The organism is Fuscovulum ytuae (genome assembly GCF_029953595.1).
In the GTDB taxonomy this organism is placed as follows: Bacteria; Pseudomonadota; Alphaproteobacteria; order Rhodobacterales; family Rhodobacteraceae; genus Paragemmobacter; species Paragemmobacter ytuae.
The window spans coordinates 1,804,617-1,825,772 of the sequence record NZ_CP124535.1; the positions used below are offsets into that span (position 1 = coordinate 1,804,617).

At 63.8% G+C, this 21,156-nt stretch carries 19 protein-coding genes; 10 read left to right on the forward strand and 9 right to left on the reverse strand.

Annotated features, from left to right (window positions below):
* Positions 1-14 precede the first annotated feature (14 nt).
* From QF092_RS08675 to QF092_RS08695, 5 genes are read right to left on the reverse strand one after another with little or no spacing between them, the layout of a single operon-like run.
* Complete coding sequence (locus QF092_RS08675) at positions 15-1,577, reverse strand: indolepyruvate oxidoreductase subunit beta family protein (RefSeq protein WP_281469449.1); 1,563 nt, start codon at positions 1,575-1,577, stop codon at positions 15-17.
* Positions 1,574-3,721 carry an indolepyruvate ferredoxin oxidoreductase subunit alpha gene (locus tag QF092_RS08680; protein ID WP_281469451.1) on the reverse strand — a complete coding sequence of 716 codons (2,148 nt, stop codon included), beginning with the start codon at positions 3,719-3,721 and terminating at the stop codon, positions 1,574-1,576. Before QF092_RS08680 ends, QF092_RS08675 begins: the two co-directional genes overlap by 4 nt.
* 3 nt (positions 3,722-3,724) lie before the next feature.
* Positions 3,725-4,213 carry a MarR family winged helix-turn-helix transcriptional regulator gene (locus QF092_RS08685; protein ID WP_281469453.1) on the reverse strand — a complete coding sequence of 163 codons (489 nt, stop codon included), beginning with the start codon at positions 4,211-4,213 and terminating at the stop codon, positions 3,725-3,727.
* Positions 4,210-5,775 (reverse strand): phytoene desaturase family protein, encoded by a 1,566-nt coding sequence (locus QF092_RS08690; protein WP_281469455.1) that lies wholly within the window; start codon positions 5,773-5,775, stop codon positions 4,210-4,212. The genes QF092_RS08685 and QF092_RS08690 overlap by 4 nt, the downstream gene beginning before the upstream one ends.
* Positions 5,776-5,780: 5 nt before the next feature.
* Positions 5,781-6,572: a cyclase family protein gene (locus tag QF092_RS08695; RefSeq protein ID WP_281469457.1), complete on the reverse strand. Its 792-nt coding sequence runs from the start codon at positions 6,570-6,572 to the stop codon at positions 5,781-5,783.
* 129 nt (positions 6,573-6,701) lie between these two features.
* On the opposite strand from QF092_RS08695, the gene QF092_RS08700 reads away from it, so the two are divergent.
* The 6 genes from QF092_RS08700 to QF092_RS08725 all read left to right on the forward strand — a co-directional run bounded on the left by QF092_RS08700 (position 6,702) and on the right by QF092_RS08725 (position 13,515).
* On the forward strand, positions 6,702-8,270 hold the full coding sequence (locus QF092_RS08700) for a phytoene desaturase family protein (RefSeq protein ID WP_281469459.1): 1,569 nt from the start codon (positions 6,702-6,704) through the stop codon (positions 8,268-8,270).
* Between the two features lie 37 nt (positions 8,271-8,307).
* Positions 8,308-9,831: an ABC transporter substrate-binding protein gene (locus tag QF092_RS08705; protein ID WP_281469461.1), complete on the forward strand. Its 1,524-nt coding sequence runs from the start codon at positions 8,308-8,310 to the stop codon at positions 9,829-9,831.
* A 148-nt stretch (positions 9,832-9,979) separates the two neighbouring features.
* Positions 9,980-10,999: an ABC transporter permease gene (locus QF092_RS08710; RefSeq protein WP_281469463.1), complete on the forward strand. Its 1,020-nt coding sequence runs from the start codon at positions 9,980-9,982 to the stop codon at positions 10,997-10,999.
* Positions 10,992-11,843: an ABC transporter permease gene (locus QF092_RS08715; protein WP_281469465.1), complete on the forward strand. Its 852-nt coding sequence runs from the start codon at positions 10,992-10,994 to the stop codon at positions 11,841-11,843. Before QF092_RS08710 ends, QF092_RS08715 begins: the two co-directional genes overlap by 8 nt.
* Positions 11,840-12,718, forward strand: a complete 879-nt coding sequence (locus QF092_RS08720; protein ID WP_281469467.1) for an ABC transporter ATP-binding protein — start codon at positions 11,840-11,842, stop codon at positions 12,716-12,718. Before QF092_RS08715 ends, QF092_RS08720 begins: the two co-directional genes overlap by 4 nt.
* On the forward strand, positions 12,715-13,515 hold the full coding sequence (locus QF092_RS08725; RefSeq protein ID WP_281469469.1) for an ATP-binding cassette domain-containing protein: 801 nt from the start codon (positions 12,715-12,717) through the stop codon (positions 13,513-13,515). Before QF092_RS08720 ends, QF092_RS08725 begins: the two co-directional genes overlap by 4 nt.
* Here the strand turns inward: QF092_RS08725 and QF092_RS08730 are convergent.
* Complete coding sequence (locus QF092_RS08730) at positions 13,500-13,958, reverse strand: acyl-CoA thioesterase (RefSeq protein WP_281469471.1); 459 nt, start codon at positions 13,956-13,958, stop codon at positions 13,500-13,502. The two genes, QF092_RS08725 and QF092_RS08730, sit on opposite strands and share 16 nt — an antisense overlap.
* Positions 13,959-14,002: 44 nt before the next feature.
* Positions 14,003-14,908, reverse strand: coding sequence for a LysR substrate-binding domain-containing protein (locus QF092_RS08735; RefSeq protein ID WP_281469473.1), 906 nt, complete (start codon positions 14,906-14,908; stop codon positions 14,003-14,005).
* A 138-nt stretch (positions 14,909-15,046) separates the two neighbouring features.
* Here QF092_RS08735 and katG point away from each other — a divergent pair, with 138 nt between their 5' ends.
* Positions 15,047-17,212 carry a catalase/peroxidase HPI gene (katG, locus tag QF092_RS08740; RefSeq protein WP_281469475.1) on the forward strand — a complete coding sequence of 722 codons (2,166 nt, stop codon included), beginning with the start codon at positions 15,047-15,049 and terminating at the stop codon, positions 17,210-17,212.
* 176 nt (positions 17,213-17,388) lie between these two features.
* On the opposite strand, the gene QF092_RS08745 is transcribed toward katG, so the two are convergent.
* Together QF092_RS08745 and QF092_RS08750 are read right to left on the reverse strand one after the other, a co-directional pair.
* A complete protein-coding gene (locus tag QF092_RS08745; RefSeq protein WP_281469477.1) occupies positions 17,389-18,711 on the reverse strand; it encodes an MFS transporter in 1,323 nt (440 codons plus the stop codon).
* Complete coding sequence (locus QF092_RS08750) at positions 18,711-18,968, reverse strand: metal-sensing transcriptional repressor (RefSeq protein ID WP_281469479.1); 258 nt, start codon at positions 18,966-18,968, stop codon at positions 18,711-18,713. Before QF092_RS08750 ends, QF092_RS08745 begins: the two co-directional genes overlap by 1 nt.
* A gap of 67 nt (positions 18,969-19,035) precedes the next feature.
* Between QF092_RS08750 and QF092_RS08755 the strand changes: the two genes are divergently transcribed.
* From QF092_RS08755 to QF092_RS08765, 3 genes are all read left to right on the forward strand, one after another.
* Positions 19,036-19,371: a hypothetical protein gene (locus QF092_RS08755; protein WP_281469482.1), complete on the forward strand. Its 336-nt coding sequence runs from the start codon at positions 19,036-19,038 to the stop codon at positions 19,369-19,371.
* Positions 19,372-19,439: 68 nt separating this feature from the next.
* Positions 19,440-20,147, forward strand: a complete 708-nt coding sequence (locus tag QF092_RS08760; protein WP_281469484.1) for a HupE/UreJ family protein — start codon at positions 19,440-19,442, stop codon at positions 20,145-20,147.
* 11 nt (positions 20,148-20,158) lie between these two features.
* The gene (locus QF092_RS08765; protein ID WP_281469486.1) at positions 20,159-21,022 is read left to right on the forward strand and encodes a hypothetical protein; all 864 of its coding nucleotides are present in this window, start codon (positions 20,159-20,161) and stop codon (positions 21,020-21,022) included.
* The last annotated feature ends 134 nt before the right edge of the window (positions 21,023-21,156 follow it).

Below are 21,156 nucleotides of genomic sequence, written 5' to 3' on the forward strand. Positions count from 1 at the left end.
AGATGAAGGGGCGGTCAGGCGAAACTTTCGATCGTCCGGATCGCGCCCTCCAGCGCCTTGCCCTCCTCATCCTTTAGCGCCGCCTCGCGCAAGCGGCGGCACCAGTCGGCGGCATCCTCGCGCGTCGCGATGCGGGCCGAGGCCGCAAGCACGCGGTCGAATTTCGAATGGCCCCGCGCATGGGTGTCGGAATAGCCCTTGATCAAGCGGCGGCATCGGATCAGTTCTACTGCCAGATCGTAATTCTGTCCCGCTTGCCCCAATGCGGTATCCAGCCAACGGTCAAGATGGGCCACCTCTTGCGCATGACGCAGCGTGCGCCGCCGCCAGAACCGCAACCCGCCCAAACCATGCAGCACAAGGAAGGACGGAAGGCTGTCAGTCCGCAGACGCCGCCCCTTGTTGAACCAGCGATCCAGCCGCGCCATCCATTTCGGATCGGCCTCAAGCTTCGCGCCAAGGCGAGCGGGGAACAGGCCCACAACCTCTTCGGCCCGAGGATGGAAGAATTCGGTCAATTGCAGGACATTGGCCTCTTTCACCCGCATCTCTTGCCGGATGCGGGCAAAGCGGCTGCCCCGCGTCTTTAGGTCGGCCACCCGGATGATATCGTCATAGGCCATGGCATTGGCGATGTGTTTCGCAGCCTCGCGCGACAGCGCCCAGCCTTGCGCTTCCGTATCGCGGGACAGGACGGCCGCCAGACGGCCTAGGTAATCCGCCCCATAGGCAAGGTCCTGAAATTCCACCACCTTGCGCAGGCCGGGCAGCGCCATTTCAGCCACCGGCGCAGGCAAACCCGCCACCTGCGCCGCCAGCCTGTTCCATTCCGCGACCAGCCGCGCCGGACCCTGCACCGATGGCGCGGCAGGTGCGGCGGCCAGAGGTGCCACCTTTGCCAAGGGCGTCACGGCCAGATCATAGGCCGCCGCGAAGGCGCGCAGCGACCCGTCCACCCCTTTGCCGCCAGCCTTGATCGCCGCCTCGAAAGCCGCGCGCGGGAAGGGCAGCACCCCCGCCCCCGCCAAGGCCCCAAAGAGCGAGGCCGAGATCACCGATCCATTCGCCACGGCCAGCGCATCGAAATCTGCTGCGATCACCCGCCGCGCCGCGACCTCTGCCGCAGCCATCACCTCTTCGGATGAGGCGATGCCATCCCCCGGCACCATCTTTTCCGAAACCGCCAAGGCACGGTGGGTAGAGGTGATCAGCACCGTCCGATCCGGTGTCACGAAACCGCGCAGGATGGCGCGGCCTGCCTCCATCATCTCGGCGGTGACCATGATATCCACATCGCCCGCCGCCGGCATCAGCGAGAATACCGGCACCGGGTCGCCCGGCTGGCACGGGGCCATTTCGATGTAATAGACCGTCGCCCCCGTCCGTTGTGCCACGCCTGCAACCGATGTCGCCTGCGCGGCATAGCCATTGGCCCGCGCCAGATCCTCGATCCAGCCCGTCAGGACGCCGCCGCCCTGCCCGCCCACGGCAAGGATCGCCAGCTTGATGATCCCCGACAGGCGGGGATCAGCGGCGCGCGCGCCCAGTTCAGCGCCAAGGCTTTCCTGCACGGTCATGGCGCCCCCCCGAATGTCAACCGCCGCCCTGCGCGGCGCGATTGCAACCAGCTGATCACCCGGGCGCGGAACGCGGCCATCCGCGCCTCCCACCCCGTCGGGTTATGGACCACATCGGCGCGGTAGAAAGACGGGCACAGCACCGCCGCATCCGCCACCTCGCCGCAATTGCCGCAACCCACGCAGGACTGGTCGATGCTGGCCACCGGATCATCGCGCAGGGGATCATCCAGCTTTTTCAAGGACAAGGACGGGCAGCCCGACAGCCGGATACAGGCGTGATCGCCCGTACAGATATCCTCATCCACGCCGAAACGCGGTGCCTCGACCCGACGCCCCTCCTTGATCGCCTTCTGGGTCAGGGGTTTTTCCCGCCGCTGCTTGTTCAGCATGCATTCGGATGAGGCAACGATGACCTTCGGCCCCGGCGCGTCCGTTGTCAGCGCCTCGCGCAGCACGTCGCGCATGCGACCCACGTCATAGGTCCGATCCACCTCGCGCACCCAATCGATCCCAATACCCTTCAGCGCCTTGGAAATCGGGTGTTTCGTGGCCTTCGTCGGATTGTCGGCACGGGAGGACATGATGTCCTGCCCTCCCGTCGCGGCGGAATAATAGTTATCCACGATCACCGCCACGCCATCTGATTTGTTGAAGGCCATGTTGGTAAAGCTGGACGACAGCCCGTTATGCCAGAACCCGCCATCGCCGATGATGGACACAGGCCGCCGTTCCCCCCCGCCATCGAAGGCAGCATTGGCGGCGGGGCCAAGGCCATATCCCATGGTCGCCCCACCAATCTCAAACGGCGGCAAGGCCGCGAAGAGATGGCAGCCGATATCGGCGCTGATCTGAAGCTTGCCGGTTTCCTTCTGCACCAGTTTCATCGCGGCAAAGATGGGCCGTTCCGGGCAACCCGTGCAAAATCCCGGCGGGCGGATCGGCACGGTTTTCGACAGGTCGGGGATCTGCGGTTTGTCCTCATTCGGTGCGCGCACCAACGCGGGGAGCATCTGGGGCGCGGCCTCTTTCAGAAAGGCGGTGATCCCGTCCAGCATCACCTGCCCGGTATATTCCCCCGCCATCGGCAGGATGCCCTTGCCGCGCAGTTTCACGGTGGACCCCGCGCGATAGAGAAAGGTCGTCAATTGCTGTTCGATGAATTCCGGTTGGCCTTCCTCGATCACCAGCACCTGATCCTTGCCGTCGCAGAACTCCAAAAACTCGGACGCAAGCAGGGGATAGGTCACGTTCAGAACGTAAAGCGGAACCTGCGTGTTGCCCCAGATATCGGCCAGCCCAAGCCGCTGCAGCGCGCGGATGACGCCATTATACATCCCCCCCTGCAAGACCAGCCCGACAGGCGCGGCCCTTGGCCCGAACACCTCGTTCAAGCCGCGCTCGCGGATGAATTTCTCGGCATTGGGCCAGCGGTTGCGGATCTTGTCCTGCTCATGCGCATAGGACATCGGCGGCAGCACGACGCGGGCGAAATCGGATTGCGGGTTCGACAACGCGTCGCGCACGGTCAGCTTTGGGCGCTGGTTGTCGCGCGTGGCAAAGGACCCCGTCACATGGCAAGACCGGATGCGCACCATCAGCATGACGGGCGTGTTGGACGCCTCTGACAATTCGAACCCGTCCCTCACCGCTTTGGTGATCGACGGCAGGTTGGGACGCGGGTCCAGCAACCAGAACTGCGATTTCATGGCAAAAGCATGGGACCGCTCTTGCATGATGGAAGAGCCTTCGCCGTAATCTTCGCCCACGATGATCAGGGCGCCGCCATTCACACCCGATGAGGCAAGGTTGGCCAGCGCGTCCGAGGCGACATTCACCCCCACCGATCCCTTGAATGTCACCGCACCCCGGATCGGATAATGCACGCTCGCCGCCAACATGGCCGCCGCGGCCGCCTCATTCGCATTCGCCTCAAACCGGATGCCAAGCTCGGCCAGCAATTCCTCGGCATCGGCCAGCACGTCCATCAGATGGGAAATCGGCGCGCCCTGATAGCCGCCGACATAGCCGACCCCGTTTTCCAAAAGCGCCTTGGTGATGGCAAGGATACCTTCGCCGGTAAAGGTATCCCCCTCGCCCTTGCGCAGATGCGCCACCTCTGCCTTGAAAGACCGCTCGGCCATGGATCAAATCTCGTGCTTGCGGATATTGGTCAGCATCTTTTGCAGCGTGGCGACAAAGGCACGTCGCTCCTCTTCAGGTATGCCCCTGAACATACGCGCCTGCGCCTCGGCCATCCGGGGCCAGAGCGTTTCGAACGTCGTGCGGCCCGCCTCGGAAATATAGACCCGCGTCGCGCGGCTGTCGGTGGTATCCGCTTCGCGCCGGATCAAACCTTCGCCCGCCAACTGGTCCAGCGCGCGCGACAGGGTGGACTGTTCCACCACCGAATAGACAGCAAGTTCCCGGATCAGCGGCCCCTCGATCACCGACAGCACGGCCAAGGCCCGCATCTTGGGCGTGGTCAGGCCCAGACCCGCCATCTCATCCCGGAGGCTTGCATTATACCGCCCCATGATGCGGTTCATCAGGTAAGGCGCATAATTCGTAAGCCCGATCTCACCCAAACGGGGCAGGCTGGCGGGGGGCTTTTCGGGGGGCGATTGGTCCGTCATGCGCCCAACGCCTTTGCCGCAAGGAACCCCGACCCGCCGCCAAGGCCGGGGCCGGGATGGGTGGACGCCCCGATATGACGCAAGCCCCGCACCAGCCCTGTGCCATTGGTGGAATGGGCATAGGGGCGGAAAATGAAGAACTGGTCGATCGTGCATAGCCCGCCATAGGGATCGCCACCGACAAGGTTGATGTTCATCGCCTCAAGATCGGCTGGGGAATAGGCCCGGCGGGCCAGTTTGATGGCATCGAAATCCTTGATATGCTGGGCAAGGATCGTCTCGATCCGGTCGGCAAAGGCCTCGCGCACAGTGTCTGACCACGCGCCATCGGTGGCAACCTCGCCCGCCGCGTCGCCCTTTACCACGCGCGGCGCATCAGGGATTTGCAGCCAAAGCACGGCTTTCCCCTCTGGGCAGCGCGAAGGGTCCAACCGATGCGGTTGGCCCACACAGATCGTGGGGACGGCGGGCAGCATCCCCCGTTCCGCCTCATTCGATGCTTTCGACACGCTGTCGATCCCATCTGCAAGATGGATCAGTGCCACATCGTCCAGCCCCGGCGAAAGCCATTCGGGATGGCGATCCAGCGCATAATGCAGTTGGAAATTCCCCCGCCCATGCCGGAAAGTCTCCGCTGCCGCCTGATCCTCTGGCAGGTTCACCTCGCGCAGCAGTCGCCCCTGCAACTGCCCCGGCGCGACCGACGCAAGGACGGACCCGCAGGCGATCTCTTCCCCGCCCGCCAGCGCCACGCCCCGCACATGGCCATCTTTCACGATGATCCGGTCCACATCTGCATTGCAGCGGATCTCGCCGCCCTTTTCCTCGATCAAAGCGCGAAAGGCCGCGACCCCCGCCCCCGATCCGCCTTTCACAACCGGCGCCCCGGCGGCCTCTAATGCGAAGGCGATGACCTTACCCATCTGGCCGGAATAGGTGCTTTCCGGCGTCAGCCCGCAATGCAGCACCCAAGGCGCATAAAGCGCCCGCACAAGGGGGGATGCATAGGTCGTCTCCAACCACCCGCGCGCCGGAACCAGCGCGCGGCCAAACCATGCGGCAAGCCCCCGCAAGCCCCGCTTGCGCACCTGCCCCCACAGCAATTTCGCCATGGGCCAAGACCAAAGCGCACCGCCCAGCAGCGCAAAAAGGAAAGGTGCATCCGCCTCTACCCCACCCACGTCGCGACCGTGGGCGTCACCATCCCCCGGCGACAGCGCGTTGAAGGCCGCCACGTTCCGCGCCCGATCCATCGTAAGGACCAGTGCCGATCCATCAGGGCGCAGCACGGCGGTCGGATGTGAAGTATGGGCATAGTCGAACCCATGCCGCGCCAAATGGGGGCCAAGCGCGGCCCCCGCAGGCGATGTCATGAACAGAACCCATGTCGCCGCCATCACATCATGCCGGAAACCGGGGAGGGTGATCTCTTCGGTCCGCAGACAACCACCCGGCACCGCCGCGCGCTCCAACAAAAGCACGCGGTCCCCCTTCAGCGCCAGCATCGCCCCAGCGACCAGCGCATTGATCCCAGACCCGATGATGACGTGATCCGGCCGCATGCGCCTTAGGCCCGCGGAACCAGCGCCAGCGCGCGGATGGGCGAGCCTGTCCCCTGCTTGATCTTGAGCGGTGCCGCAATCAGGATCGCGCCCTTGGCGGGCAGCTTGTCCAGATTGGCAAGCGAAGCCAGACCGAAACAATTATGCTTGTGCAACAGGTTATGCGCCGGGAAGGGCGGCGTCATCCCGCCCGCCTGCCCCGCATCGGTGCCGATGCACTGGCTGCCCCAGCCGACGATACCCTTGCCGAGCAGGTATTCGATCACCTCTGCCGTCGGCCCCGGCGTATGCGGCCCGGTTTCGTTGGCGTTCAGGAACAGCGCCTCGTCATGCGCGCGCTTGTCCCAATCGGACCGCAGGACGACCCATTCGCCCTTGCCGATCGCGCCATGCTTGGCCTCCCATGCCGTCACATGGTCGATGGTCAGCAGGAAATCCGGGTCGGCGGCGCATTCCGCGCTGAAATCCAGAACGTTCACAGGTGCCACCAGCCGCTGCACATCCAGCGTATCGGTGTAGCCGTCGGCGTAGTCCTTGCCGGTGATCCAGTGATGCGGCGCATCGAAATGGGTGCCGCTATGTTCGCCCAGTTCCAGCCAGTTCCACGCCCAGAACGGCCCGTCCTTGTCATATTCGCTGATGCGGTGAATCTTGATTGGCGGGGTGTCCTTGGCGAAATCCGGCGGCAGCTTCAGAAGGGGCGTTTCCGGGCCAAGCACGCCCGAGCAATCCACCACCTCAATCCCGCCCGAGGCGAGCATCCCCGCCAAGGATGAAAGCACGCTTGCAGAGGTCATCATCTTCTCCCTATTGGCCGGTCCAACCCGGCAAAACCCGCGCCGGTTGTTCTCCCGGCCGTCCGGAATCATGCTAGACAGATTTAAATGCATTTGCAAATATCCCTGCGTCAATCTGGGCGGGGGGTCATGGGCACAGAGTTCGACGCAATCCTGATCGGGGCGGGCCACAACACGCTGGCCGCCGCCTTGCACCTGTCGGCCAAAGGCTGGCGGGTGGGCGTGTTCGAACAGGCCTCCGTCGCGGGCGGTGCGGTCAAGAGCGGGGAATATACGCTGCCGGGGTTCCGCCATGACTGGGCAGCGATGAACCTGTCTCTCTTTGCGGGAAGTGCGTTTTTCAAGGCATATGGGGCAGAACTTGGCCGTCACGGATGCGATTTCATGCCCGTGAACCGCCCCTTCGCCTCATCCTTCCCGGATGGCACATGGGCGGGTGTTTCGACCGACATGGCCGAAACACTGGCCGCCTTCCGCGCCCTCTCGCGCGCCGATGCGGAGAAGTGGCAAGCGCTTGTCGCGCGATTCGGGGAAGAGGCGCCGCATCTTTTCGGCCTTCTCGGATCGCCGATGAAATTGCGTGCGCTTGCATATTTCGCCTTCAAGACATTGCGCGCCAAAGGGGCCAGCGGCACCTTGGATTTCGGGCGTTTCCTGCTGTCTTCACCACGCGCTTGGCTAGAGGAAACCTTTGAACATCCCCATATCCGCGCCATGCTGGCAGCCTGGGGGATGCATCTCGACTTCGCTCCCGATGTCGCGGGGGGCGCGATGTTTCCCTATCTTGAAGGCATGGCAGGGCAGGCTTTCGGCATGGCGCTGGGCAAAGGGGGCGCGGATGTGATCATCCGGGCGCTGACCTCTGCCATCGCGGCGCGTGGCGGGGTGGTGGAAACCGGGGCACCTGTCGCCCGCATCCTGCGGGATGGCATCCGTGCGACCGGGGTAGAACTTGCCGATGGCCGCCGCATCACGGCCGGCCGCGCCGTGATTGCCGGGGTCGCGCCAAAGGCACTTGCGCGGCTGACGGGGGGTACGACGCCCGCCTTTGATGCCGCGATGGACAAATTCCGCCACGCCCCCGGGACAATGATGATCCACCTTGCGATGGACGCCCTGCCAGATTGGCGCGCGGCGTCCGCATTGCAAGGCTTTGCCTATGTCCACCTTGCCCCCAGCCTTGATCAGATGGCGCGCACCTATCAGCAGGCGCAAGCGGGGCTGCTGCCGGATGAACCGATCCTCGTTGTGGGCCAACCTACGGTTTTTGATCCCGCACGCGCGCCGGACGGCAAGCATATCCTTTGGGTTCAGGTCCGCATGGCCCCCGGCACGATTACGGGCGATGCCAAGGGTGAGATTTCGGCAACCGACTGGCCCAGCGCCGCCGCGCCTTTCGCCGATCGTGCGCTGGCGATCCTTGAGGCGCATGCCCCCGGTACGCGGACCAAGATCATCGGCCAGCGCATCGTGACGCCGCTGGAGCTTGAGGCCGACAACCCTAACCTCATCGGCGGCGATCAGGTCTGTGGCAGTCACCACCTGTCACAGCATTTCCTTTTCCGTCCCGCGCGCGGCCATGCCGATGGGTCCACGCCCGTGCAGGGCCTGCACCTGACCGGGGCCGCCGTCTGGCCCGGCGCGGGCACCGGGGCGGGATCTGGGTATTTACTGGCCCAAAACCTTGCCGGACAGTGACCATAAGCAAACAAAACAACCAACAGGGAAAACGACCATGAACCTTAACCGACGGAGCCTTCTGAAGCTCTCAGCCGCCACGATGGCCGCAGGCACGATCGGCCTGCCCACTTTCGCGCAACAGATCGACGAACTGGTCATCGCCTATAACGTCAATCTGCCCTCTTGGGACCCGACGGTCGGGCCCAGCGCGGTGAACCCGACGATTCAGGGCATCTATCAGTCGGTCTTTGACCAATACATCCTGCAACAGCCTGACCTGTCGCCCGCCCCCGGCCTGCTGACGGAATGGGGTTGGAACGAGGATCGGACGCAGGTCTGGATGACGGTGCGCGAGGGCGTCACATGGCATGACGGATCGCCCTTCACGGCCGAAGACGTGGCATGGAACCTTGCCCGCGTGGCCAACCCGGAAACCGGCAGCCCGATCCAGTTCGTCTGGGGCACGCTGACCAACCACCGCGTCGACGGCAACAAGGTCATCGCCGATGTGGCGCAGTTCGACCCCACGATTTTCAAGTGGATGTATTTCCTGACCGGCTATGTCCTGCCCAAGGCCTATTACGAAAAGGTGGGCGCCGAAGGGTTCGAGGCCGCGCCCATCGGCACCGGCCCCTATATGGTCGACAAGTTCGAAAGGAACGCCTTCGTCCGCCTGAAGGCCAATGCGAATTACTGGGGCGGGAAGCCCGATTTCGAAACGGTCACGATCAAGTTCGTCCCCGATGCCGCGGCCCGCGTGGCCGAGGTGGAAAGTGGCAACAGCCATGTCACCCTTGAAATGCCCTATGAGGAATATGACCGCCTGAAGGGCGGCCCATTGGCGGGCGTGGCTGCGCCCATCTCGGATATCGGGATGATCTTCCTGAATGATATCGAGGTGATGACCGACCCGAATGTCCGCATGGCTGCGGCCCATGCCATCGACAAACAGGCGATCATCGACCGTCTGCTGTCGGGCTATGGCGTCAAGATCGACACGCTGCAAACCCCGGAATACGACGCCTTCGACGCCTCGGTCAGCGTGGCCTATGACGAGGCGAAGGCCGTAGAACTGCTGGCAGCCTCTGGCTATGGCCCCGACAATCCGGTGAAATTCAAGATCCAGACGACGCGCGGCTTCAAACCCAAGGATTACGAGATGATCCAGGCCATTGTCGGCCTGTGGCGCAGGGTCGGGATCGAGGCCGAGATCGAGGTCTACGAAATCGCCAAACACTACGAACTCCGCGCCGCCGACCAACTGGCCCCCGCCGCCTTCTATAATTGGGGCAATTCGGTGGGTGATCCCACCACCTCGACCGGCTTTGCGATGTTCGGTCCCTCGCCCCATTCCGTCTGGGATGGCGAGGATCTGATCGGCATGATCGGCCCGCTCTGGGGTGAGGCGGATGAGGCCAAGCGGATCGAAGGCTGGAAGGCCGTGGATCGCTATATCGCCGAGAACGCGCTGGTGATCCCACTTTTGCAATATGTCCAGCCGATCCTGCACGCGCCCGGCGTTGCGGTGACGCCGCATGCCTCGGGCGCGCTTTTGCCGCATCTGATGAAACGGGCCTGATCCGCAAGGGCCGGGGGGGCAACCGCCCCCCCGGACCCCCCTTTTGCCCCAATGCCGAAAGCAGGTTCCCGGTCGGGCCGTCTTTTGAGTATTTGGGCCAAGATGAAGACAGCCGATTGCGCAAGAGGCTCGCGCGCAGCGGTCAATAATGACGGGCAGGGCAGTGATCCGAATACTGGCAACGCGATTGGCGACGACGCTTGTCACCCTTGCAGGGGTGGCGGTGATCGTCTTTTTCGTGATCCGGGTCGTGCCCGGCAATCCCATCGCGATGATGCTGCCCCCCGGCGCGACGGAAGAGGATATCGCGCGCCTCTCCGCGCTTTACGGTTTGGACAAGCCGTTGGTGACGCAGTTCGGCATCTGGGTCGCGGGGGTCATGCAGGGGGATTTCGGCACCTCGATCACCACGCGGCAACCGGTGCTTGATCTGGTGCTGGGGCGGCTGCCCGCGACCTTGGAACTTGCGATCATGGCGCTGGTCATGGCGGTGATCCTTGGAGGCACCGCCGCCTTGATTGGCACGCGGTATCGCGGCGGGCGGCGCGAGGGGGCGATCGACGTGGCCAATGGCGTGGCGCTTTCGGTGCCGGATTTCCTATGGGGTCTGGTGCTGATCCTTCTCTTTGGCGTGTTCTGGCCGGTCTTCCATATCTCGGGCCGGGTGACACCTTCGTTGGACCTGCCCTTCACCACGGAATTCTACCTGTTCGAAAGCCTGATCCGCCTGCGTTTCGACCTTTGGGCCGATATCGTGGCGCATATGTTCATGCCGGCCTTAGCGCTGGCCATCCCCTTGGCGGCAATCATCGGGCAGCTTTTGAAGCAAAGCCTGAAAGAGACGATGAACCTTGACTACGTCACCCTTGCCCGGACCAAGGGCTATGGCGAGACGCGGGTCATCCTGCGAGAGGCGCTGCGCAATGCCGCCCTGCCCACGCTGACGCTGGTGGGGGTGCAATTCACCTTCCTCATCGGCGGCACCGTCATCATCGAACGGCTGTTTTCCTATGAAGGCCTTGGCAATATGGCCATCGATGCCGTGATCAACCGCGACCTGCCGCTGATCCAAGGGATCGTGCTGTTGTTCGCCCTGATCTTCACGGTCGTGAACCTGATTGTCGATCTGCTTTATGCCGTCCTGAACCCGAGGCTGCGCCATGCTTGATGGGCGGTCCCTGATCCGGCGTCGCACGGGGCTGCGGCTTTGGCTTTCGGGCGGATGGCTGGCGTTTCTTTGCCTCGCCGCCCTCTTGGCACCATGGATCGCGCCAAAGGACCCGCTGGCGCAGGATCTGTTCCTTGGCCGTCTGCCGCCCTTCTGGATGGCGGGGGCGGAACCGGGTTATTGGCTGGGAACCGATAGCCTTGGCCGGGACGTGCTGTCGCGCATCATTCATGGCGCGCGGGTCGCGTTGGCCGTGGCGCTGACCGCAGGCGTGATCACCTGCCTGATCGGCGCGACGCTGGGCCTGCTGGCGGGCTTCCTGCGTGGCTGGGTGGATATGGTCATCTCGCGCCTGATCGACATATGGATGGCCTTTCCGCCTGTCCTTTTCTCTATCCTCCTGATCGCCGTCCTTGGCCCCGGGCTGGTGTCGATCATCATCGCCATCGTCGTGATCGACTGGACACGCTTTGCCCGCGTCGTCCGGGCCGAGGCCATGGCACAGGGCGCGATGGATTATGTCGCCTCTGCCCGCGTGGCCGGGCGCGGGCGCATCGGGATCATGCTGCGCGAGATTTTGCCCAATGTCCTGCCCACCATCGGGGTTCTTTTGACGCTGGAAATGGGCATCGCGGTGATCGTTGAGGCAATCCTAAGTTTCGTGAACCTGTCGATCTCGACCGATGATCCGACTTGGGGAGGGATGATCTCGGAAGGACGCACCTCTATCCATCAGGCGTGGTGGGTGCTGGTCTTTCCGCTGATCACGCTCTTCCTCACCGTTCTGTCCTTTTCCCAATTGGGTGAAGGCCTGAAGGACCGTTTCGATCCGGTGCTGAGATGAGCTTTCTGTCCATCCGCAACCTTTCCGTTCGCCTGAAGGGTGGCCCGCCCCTTCTGCGCCGCGTGTCGTTGGATGTGGGGGCGGGAGAGGTGCGGGGGTTGGTGGGGGAATCCGGCGCGGGCAAGTCGATGATCGGCAAAGCCGTGCTGGGCATCCTGCCCCCTTCGGTCGAGATCACGGAGGGGCAGGTGCTGCTGGACGGAACCGATCTTCTGTCCCTCCCCCCCAAGGACCGCCGCCGCCGCATCGGGGCCAGTTGCGCGCTGATCCCGCAGGACCCGCTGACCGCCCTGAACCCGTCCCATCGCATCGGGCCGCAGATCACCGACCGTCTTGTCGATATCCTCGGCTGGACACGCGCAAATGCCGAGGCCCGCGCCCGCGACCTGCTGGCCGAGGTGCAGATCCCCGATCCCGACCGCGTGCTGCGCGCCTATCCGCATGAACTGTCGGGCGGGATGCGCCAGCGCATCCTGATTGCTTCTGCCTTTGCCGCCGAACCCAAGCTGATCGTCGCGGATGAACCCACCACCGCGCTGGATGTGACCGTCCAGAAGCAAATCCTGAAGCTGATTGCTGGGATGCAGGCGCGACATGGCACCGCGCTTTTGTTTGTCACCCATGACCTCGGCGTAGTGTCCAAGGTCTGCCAGCGTCTTTCGGTCCTTTACGCCGGAATGGTGGTCGAAGATGCGGCGGTGGCCGATTTCTTCGCCGCCCCGCGCCACGCCTATTCCAAGGCCCTACTGGCCGCGACGCCGAAATACACCGATCCCGCCGCAGGCCTGCACCCCGTGCCCGATGCGGTGATTGAGGCGGTCCGTGCCGAAGTCGCGGCCTTCGATGCCCTTTCCGCAAAAGGAGGCGGGGCATGACCGATCTTTACAGCGTGGAAAACCTGCGCCTGTCGCTGGCCGACATGACCACCAAGCCGCTGTTCGGCCCTGCGCCAAGGATCGAAATCCTCAAAGGGCTAAGCTTCACCATCCCCAAGGGGGCCGTGGTGGGCATCGTGGGTGGGTCAGGTTCCGGCAAATCCACCCTGGGCCGCGCACTTGTGCGGCTGCTGGAACCGTCGGGCGGCAGCATCCGCTTTGACGGGACCGACATCACCCACTTGCCCGAACCCGCCCTGCGCCCACTGCGGCGACGCTTTCAGATGATCTTTCAGGACCCGATGTCGTCCCTCAACCCGCGCCACCGTGTTGGCACGATCATCGCGGAACCCCTGCGCCTGCACGGTTTGGACAGGATCCCCAAGCGCGTCGCCCGCGCCCTGGATCATGTTGGCCTGCCACAACCCTTCGCGGCCCGCTTTCCGCATGAACTGTCAGGCGGTCAGCGTCAGCGTGTGGGCATCGCCCGCGCCATCGCGCTGGAACCAGACTTCATCCTTGCCGATGAAATCGTGTCGGGGCTTGACGTGTCATCGCAGGCGCAGGTTCTGAACCTGCTGGAACGGTTGGTGGCCGATCTGGGCCTGACCTTGGCCTTCATCAGCCATGACCTGTCGGTCATCCGCCGCCTTTGCCAGCGCACCATCGTCCTGCACCGGGGGGAGATCGTCGAGGATCGCCCCACCGCCGAACTTTTCGCCACCCCCAGTGCCGCCTACACGCGCGACCTGTTAGAGGCGATCCCCCTGCCGGACCCCGCTCAGCCCTGGGTCTGAGGCGGGGCGACGGGCCGCCGCTCGGCCGCATCCGGCGTCATCAGGCTTTCCAACTTGGCCTTCACCTCTTCTGGCCAAGGCATCGACGTGTGGCTGTCCAGCCAGCTTGCCGCCAAGACCTGTTCCACCGACCAGCGATGTTCCTCGCCGCAATGGATGGTATGCTTCAGGCGGACCGAAGATTTCCCCACCTTCAGCACCGTCAGCCGGAAGGTCAGCTTATCGCCAAAGAAGGACGGCTTCGAGAAATCGCAAGAAAGATGCACTGTGGGCGTGCCCCAGCGTTCTTTCCAGATGATTTCATGCCAAGGCCAGCCGATATGGGCCCAGAATTCCTCCACCACCCCATTCAGGATGTTCAGGTAGGCCGGGTAATAGGCGGTGCCGGATATGTCGCAATCCCCAAAATGCAGCATCCGGTCGGTCGTGAAACAGACGGTCATATCATCCTCCCTTTTGCCCGACCGTCCCATATCGGGGGCGAAGGTCAAGCCCCCGCCCGCTGCGCCAACCCAGCGGCGCGCACCACCTCGGCCACCTGCATCAGCTGTTTGGACAGGGGCGAAGACCGCCGCCACACCATCCCGATCCGCCGCGACGGCTGCGCACCGTTGAACCGCGCGATGGCGACATGGGCCGACCGGGTTTCCACCGCCACGGCCATTTCGGGGATCAAGGTCACCCCGATCCCCGCCCCCACCATCTGCACCAACGTGGACAGGCTGCTGCCATCCAGCAATTCGCGCGGCGCGGCCTGCCCAGCATAGCAGAAGGACAGCGCCTGATCGCGGAAGCAATGGCCTTCTTCCAAAAGCAAAAGCCGCATCTCGCGCAGCATTTCTGGCGCAGGCACGGGCTTTTCGGCATCTGCGCCGGGGCGGACCAGAACGAAATCCTCGGCAAACAGATCAACCTCGGTGAGAAAGCTCTCCGACACCGGCAGCGCAACGATGGCCGTGTCTAGCCGCCCTTCCTCCAACTCGCGGATCAGTTTCGGCGTCACCGTTTCGCGTAGGTGGATATCAAGCCCCTCATTCGCCGCATTCAGCCGGGCGATGATTGCGGGCAACAGATAGGGTGCAATGGTCGGAATCACCCCAATCCGCAGCCGCCCTGACAGGCTACCCCGCGCGGCCCGCGCCATATCGGCCAATTCCTCGACCTCGCGCAAAATCTCGCGCGCGCGGACCAGCACATCCTCGCCGAACCCTGTCAGCCGGACCTGCCGCGCGCCGCGTTCAAACAGCTCGGACCCAAGCACGGCCTCCATCTCGCGGATCTGCATCGACAAGGCGGGTTGCGAGATGGCGCAGACCTCTGCCGCCCGCCCAAAATGGCCATGCCGGGCCAAGGCATCGAAATAGCGCAATTGTTTCAGCGTCAGGTTCAACATAAGTTCATCTTATCGTTGCAATCAGAAAATCCAACTTAAACTAATCACTTTCCGATGTTAGAACGATTCCATTCTGGCGGGCCGCCCCTCACCTTGGGGCGTGCGCCCTGCCCCGATTGCAGCCACAAGGAGAGCGACATGGACGGAAACGACGCCGGCAAATGCCCAGTTGTGCATGGGGGTCTGACGACCTCGGGCACCTCGGTCACGGCATGGTGGCCCAAGACCCTCAACCTCGACATCCTGCACCAGCATGACACCAAGTCGAACCCGCTGAAGGGTTTCAACTACCGGGATGAGGTGAAAAAGCTCGACTTCGACGCGATCAAGCGCGACGTCCACGCCCTGATGACCGACAGTCAGGACTGGTGGCCCGCCGATTGGGGCCATTACGGCGGCTTGATGATCCGCATGGCATGGCATTCCGCAGGTACGTATCGCGTGGCCGATGGCCGGGGCGGCGCGGGCACCGGCAACCACCGCTTTGCGCCCCTGAACAGCTGGCCAGATAACGCCAATCTCGACAAGGCCCGCCGCCTGCTTTGGCCAATCAAGAAGAAATACGGCAATCGTATTTCTTGGGCCGACCTGATGATCCTCGCCGGGACTGTCGCCTATGAAAGCATGGGGCTGAAGACCTACGGCTTCGCGTTCGGGCGCGAAGATATCTGGGCCCCCGAAAAGGACGTCTATTGGGGTTCGGAAACCGAATGGCTGGCGCCGTCGGAAAACCGCTATGCCGATCTTTCTGATCCCTCCACGCTGGAAAACCCGCTGGCGGCCGTTCACATGGGCCTGATCTATGTGAACCCCGAAGGCGTGAACGGTCAGCCTGACCCGATGAAGACCGCCGCGCAGGTGCGCGAAACCTTTGCCCGCATGGCGATGAATGACGAAGAAACCGTCGCCCTCGCCGCAGGCGGCCATACCGTCGGCAAAGCGCATGGCAATGGGCGTGCCGAAAACCTCGGCCCTTCGCCGGAAGGCGCCGAAATCGAAGAGCAGGGTCTGGGCTGGAACAACCACGTCTCGCGCGGGGTGGGCCGCAACACCGTGACCTCGGGCATCGAGGGTGCCTGGACGACCCATCCGACCAAGTGGGACAACGGCTATTTCGACCTTCTGCTTGGCTATGAGTGGGAACTGAAGAAATCCCCTGCGGGCGCATGGCAATACGAACCCATCGGCATCAAGGAAGAAGACAAGCCGGTGGATGTGGAAGACCCGTCCATCCGTTATAACCCGATCATGACCGATGCCGACATGGCGATGAAGGTCGATCCAATCTATCGCGCGATTTCCGAACGGTTCCACAAGGACCCGGCCTACTTCTCGGAAACCTTCGCGCGGGCATGGTTCAAGCTGACGCATCGCGACATGGGCCCGCGCGTCCGCTACATCGGGCCGGATGTCCCGAAGGAAGACCTGATCTGGCAAGACCCCGTCCCGGCGGGCAGCACGTCCTATGACGTGGCGGCGGTCAAGGCCAAGATCGCGGCATCGGGCCTGTCGGTGACCGATCTGGTCACCACCGCATGGGACAGCGCCCGCACCTTCCGCCAGTCCGACTATCGCGGTGGCGCGAATGGCGCGCGCATCCGTCTGGCCCCGCAAAAGGATTGGGAAGGCAACGAACCAGCCCGCCTTTCGCGCGTCCTGTCGGTGCTGGAACCGATCGCAGCGGCCTCCGGTGCATCTGTCGCCGATGTGATCGTTCTAGCGGGCAATGTGGGCGTCGAGATGGCCGCCAAGGCGGCAGGCTTTGACGTCACCGTGCCCTTCACCCCCGGTCGCGGCGATGCAAAGGCAGAACAGACCGACGCGGCCAGCTTTGCCGTGCTTGAACCGCTGGCCGATGGCTTCCGCAATTGGCTGAAGAAGAACTACTCGGTCGAGGCCGAGGAAATGCTTCTCGACCGCGCGCAGTTGATGGGCCTGACCGCCCCGGAAATGACTGTCCTTCTGGGCGGGATGCGGGCGATGGGCACGAACCATGGCGGCACAGGCCATGGCGTCTTCACCAACCGTCCCGGTGCGCTGACGAATGATTTCTTCGTCAACCTCACCGACATGGGCTTCAAATGGGTGCCAAAGGGGCGCAACCTCTATGACATCGTCGATCGCGCGTCCGGCGAGGTGAAGTTCACCGCCACGCGTGTTGATCTGGTGTTCGGGTCCAACTCTGTCCTGCGCGCCTATGCCGAGGTCTATGCCCAAGACGACAACCGCGAAAAGTTCGTCCATGACTTCGTCGCGGCTTGGGTCAAGGTGATGAACGCCGACCGCTACGATCTGGCGGCCTGATCGGCACTGGCAAGCGATCGGGACGCTCCGGGAAACCGGGGCGTATCCCGACCGGTGGGAGAGACCTCACTCCTGCAACGAACAGACAAAACCCGCCGCAATTCTGCGGCGGGTTTATTTTTGCGCACTTGTGCCATGTCGTTCATCCGGAACGCGGGGAAAGCTGTCCGCGACCTTCAGGATTGCGGTCTCGCCGTACCCTTTGGCCACTTCCGATGCAGCCCGTCGATGACCAAAGCGTGCGAATGCACAACCCCATGTTCCCGCAGATGTGGATGGTCTGCGGGCAAGTCCGGATGGACATGTGGGACGATGATGGGGTCCAGCGCGGGCCAAAGACGCAGGACTGCGGCCAGACCAACCGCTCCTACCGCCGCAAGCGTCATGGCCGCAGCCGACAGCCCCGCCTCTGCCCCGATCCATCCCGCCAGTGGATAGGTGACCAGCCAGCAGGCATGCGACAAGGCGAATTGCGCCGCAAAAACTGCGCCGCGATCCACATCGCGCGCGGAACGGTTGATGATCCGTCCGATGGGTGTCTGGGTCAGCGAAAAGCCAAATCCGATCATCGCCCATAGCGCGACCAAGACGGCGAAACTGTCAGCCACTGGAACAGCCGCCACCCCCGCAACCATAAGCCCAGCGCCACCGATCATCACTGGCCTTTCCGCCACACGCGCAAGCAAGCGGGGCAGGACAAAGGCCGCAACCATCGACCCCGCGCCAAAGGCGGCGAAGGCCAAGGCGACTGCTTCTTCCCCCATACCCAACCTGTCCTTCACCAGAACAACCGTGTTCACATAGACCATCGCCCCTGCCGCCGCGACCGCCGCCTCCATCACCATCAACCCGCGCAGGCGCGGTGTGCGGATATAGATACGCACCCCCTTCGTCACATCGGCCCAGAACTGCCCGCCCTCTGCTTGCGCCCGCTGCGGCAGCCGCGCCGTCACGACAAGCAGCGCCGAACCGATGAAACCCGCAACCGTTCCGGCAAACAGCACGGGAAAGCCCACGACCGTCAACAGCGCCGCAGCAAGGATGGGCGAGGCAACCTGTTCCAGATCCTCCGCCAGACGCAGCAGGGACAGAGCGTTGGTATAATCGTCCTCGTCCTTCAGCACATCGGGGATCACGGCTTGGAACGCAGGCGTAAACCCCGCCGAGGCAGCCTGAAGCGCGAAGATCAGCACATAGACCTGCCAGACTTGATCGACAAAGGGCAGGAAGGCGATCACCCCCGCGCGGATCAGGTCCAGCGCCACGAGGAAGGCGCGGCGCGGCAACCGCTCCGCCACCGCCGCCGCGACAGGGGCCAGCGTCACATAGGCCACCATCTTGATCGCAAGCGCCGTGCCAAGCACCGCCCCTGCATCCTCCCCCGCCAACTCCCATGCCAGAAGGCCAAGCGCCACGGTCGCAAGACCCGTGCCGACCAACGCCACCACTTGCGCGGCGAAGAGATGGCGGAATGCCGGGTTCTTCAGTGTCAAAAGCATCAGAGCAATTTCGTCAGTGCCTTGATCTCGGCCATGTCATGCCCATGCCCGTCCGAAAGGCAGTGGTCGATATGATCATGAATCAGCGCCCGCTTCGCCTCGGCCACCGCGCGCTCCACCGCGTGGAGTTGCGTGGCAAGGTCGAGGCAGGGCTGGCCCTCCTCGATCATGGCGACGACCCGCCGAAGATGCCCTTCGGCGCGTTTCAGCCGAGTGGCGATGGCAGGGTGGCTTGCATGGCGGTGCGGTTCTGTCATAGAACCACCCTAACCCCCCCGGGGGGATAGGGCAAGGCAGGGCGTGGAAATCACGCCGAAGGGGCAGATGAGCGGAAAGCGTGCCATGGTCACGTGGATGACAGCACTTGTGCTGACGCTGTCGCTTGCTTTCGCGCCGCTTTTATCCGCGGCAACGCACGGCCCCGGTCAGACCGCGATAGAGGCGGACCATGCCGCGTGGCATGCCGAACAGGGTGAACATTGGCACGCGACCGACCACGGCCACCATGACAGCGCCGATCACGACCACACACCGACCGTCATCCTGCCCGCCGCCAGTGACCTTGAGCCGCCGCCGCCCGCAGGCCTTCGGGCAGCACAGGCAACCGGCACCTACGGCATCATCCGCGACGGCCCGCGCCGCCCACCGCGCTTGACCTGACCGACCCTTCGCTGCGGCGGACCCTTGCCCGCTCCGCACCATCCGTCAGTCAATCAACGGTACATCACATGACATTCCTCCACCCGACGCCCCGGCGCGTCTGGACGGCACTCGCCATATTCTGCCTCACGCTCCTTTGGGCGGGGGTCGCGCTGGCACATGCCGTCACCCTTGGCGACAAGGGCTATATTCAGGAAATCACCGGCCCGCATGTCCTGCCCTTCCTCTATCTGGGGGCAAAGCACATGGTCACGGGCTACGACCACATCCTCTTTCTCTTCGGCGTGATCTTCTTCCTCTACGGGATGCGCGAGATCGGGCTTTACGTTACCCTCTTCGCCATCGGCCATTCGACGACGATGATCCTTGGCGTCTGGTTCAACTTCGGCATCAACGCCTACATCATCGACGCCATCATCGGCTTCTCGGTCATCTACAAAGCGCTCGACAACCTCGGGGCCTTCCGCCTGTGGTTCGGGGTGCAGCCCGATACGCGGGTGGCGACGCTGGTCTTCGGCTTCCTGCACGGCTTCGGCCTTGCCTCGAAGATCATCGAATACAACATCGCGCCCGACGGCCTGCTTGTGAACCTCATCGCCTTCAATGTGGGCGTTGAAATCGGCCAACTCACCGCCCTCGCGCTCATCCTCTTGTTCATGCAGCGCTGGCGCGCGTCACCCTCCTTTGGTCGACAGGCCTATACCGCAAACGTCATCATGATCGGCCTTGGCGCCTACCTGATGGGCTTTCAGCTCATCGGTCTGGCACTGGCTTGAGGGAGCATCCCATGAACACCAAATTCGACATCACCCGCGCCCCGCAGACCCCGCGTCCTGAACGGGCGCAGACACGTGACGCCGCAGGCCATATCCGAGGGGTAGAGGCGACGTCCGGCGGCCTGATCCGCTCCACCCTCCTCGCTTCTGGGGCAGCGGCGGCCATGCTCACCATCGTCTACCTGCCCGCCGAATACGGCATAGACCCGACCGGCTTCGGCGCGGTGCTGGGCCTGACCGAGATGGGTCAGATCAAGCAACAACTCTACGCCGAGGCCGAGGCGGACGAGGCTGCAACCGCCAACGCCCCCGTGACGCTTGACCCCGACACGCTGGCACGGCTGGACCGGATCGAGGCACAACTGGCTACCATCAGCGCGGTGATTGGCGCGCCCTCGGCCCTGACCGAGACACCGACACCGCCCGCAACAGAGGCGGCGGCAGCCCCCGCACCGGAACCCGCACCCGCTCCGACAGCCGAAGCGATGGCCGAACCCGCAGCCGAAGTCGCCCCTGCCGCAACCGCCGATGCCGTCGAGGCCGCCGTCGCCGAGGCCAACTCCAACTGGCGCGACGAAGTCAGCTACACCCTAGCGCCCGGCGAAGGGATCGAGGTGAAGCTCGCCATGCAGGAAGGCCAGACCGCCCGCTTTGAATGGACGGCCAATGGCGCAGTCGTGAACTACGACACGCATGGCGACGGCAGCGGCCAAAAGGTCAGTTACGAACAGGGCCGCGGCGTGCCGGAACAGGACGGCGAACTCACCGCCGCATTCACCGGCAACCACGGCTGGTTCTGGCGCAACCGCACCGATGCGCCGGTCACCGTGACGCTCCGCACAGCGGGCGACTATGCCGAGATGAAGGCACCGTGACAAAGACGCCACCTCTGGCGGCCCGAATGGGCTGTCAGGGCAAATCTGCCATTCGGCACTTGGGACGCGGCGCCCACCCAAAAGCAGCAGGATGCCGTCATCGGCCGCATGGCGACCTTTCGACACGGTTGGCA

Coding starts and splice junctions, on each gene's coding strand:
- katG (WP_281469475.1), top strand. CDS start 15,047: ATGGACGGAAACGACGCCGGCAAATGCCCAGTTGTGCATGGGGGTCTG.
- QF092_RS08730 (WP_281469471.1), bottom strand. CDS start 13,958: ATGACCGTCTGTTTCACGACCGACCGGATGCTGCATTTTGGGGATTGC.
- QF092_RS08705 (WP_281469461.1), top strand. CDS start 8,308: ATGAACCTTAACCGACGGAGCCTTCTGAAGCTCTCAGCCGCCACGATG.
- QF092_RS08700 (WP_281469459.1), top strand. CDS start 6,702: ATGGGCACAGAGTTCGACGCAATCCTGATCGGGGCGGGCCACAACACG.
- QF092_RS08680 (WP_281469451.1), bottom strand. CDS start 3,721: ATGGCCGAGCGGTCTTTCAAGGCAGAGGTGGCGCATCTGCGCAAGGGC.
- QF092_RS08725 (WP_281469469.1), top strand. CDS start 12,715: ATGACCGATCTTTACAGCGTGGAAAACCTGCGCCTGTCGCTGGCCGAC.
- QF092_RS08675 (WP_281469449.1), bottom strand. CDS start 1,577: ATGACCGTGCAGGAAAGCCTTGGCGCTGAACTGGGCGCGCGCGCCGCT.
- QF092_RS08690 (WP_281469455.1), bottom strand. CDS start 5,775: ATGCGGCCGGATCACGTCATCATCGGGTCTGGGATCAATGCGCTGGTC.
- QF092_RS08735 (WP_281469473.1), bottom strand. CDS start 14,908: ATGTTGAACCTGACGCTGAAACAATTGCGCTATTTCGATGCCTTGGCC.
- QF092_RS08715 (WP_281469465.1), top strand. CDS start 10,992: ATGCTTGATGGGCGGTCCCTGATCCGGCGTCGCACGGGGCTGCGGCTT.
- QF092_RS08695 (WP_281469457.1), bottom strand. CDS start 6,572: ATGACCTCTGCAAGCGTGCTTTCATCCTTGGCGGGGATGCTCGCCTCG.
- QF092_RS08755 (WP_281469482.1), top strand. CDS start 19,036: ATGAGCGGAAAGCGTGCCATGGTCACGTGGATGACAGCACTTGTGCTG.
- QF092_RS08760 (WP_281469484.1), top strand. CDS start 19,440: ATGACATTCCTCCACCCGACGCCCCGGCGCGTCTGGACGGCACTCGCC.
- QF092_RS08745 (WP_281469477.1), bottom strand. CDS start 18,711: ATGCTTTTGACACTGAAGAACCCGGCATTCCGCCATCTCTTCGCCGCG.
- QF092_RS08765 (WP_281469486.1), top strand. CDS start 20,159: ATGAACACCAAATTCGACATCACCCGCGCCCCGCAGACCCCGCGTCCT.
- QF092_RS08710 (WP_281469463.1), top strand. CDS start 9,980: ATGACGGGCAGGGCAGTGATCCGAATACTGGCAACGCGATTGGCGACG.
- QF092_RS08750 (WP_281469479.1), bottom strand. CDS start 18,968: ATGACAGAACCGCACCGCCATGCAAGCCACCCTGCCATCGCCACTCGG.
- QF092_RS08685 (WP_281469453.1), bottom strand. CDS start 4,213: ATGACGGACCAATCGCCCCCCGAAAAGCCCCCCGCCAGCCTGCCCCGT.
- QF092_RS08720 (WP_281469467.1), top strand. CDS start 11,840: ATGAGCTTTCTGTCCATCCGCAACCTTTCCGTTCGCCTGAAGGGTGGC.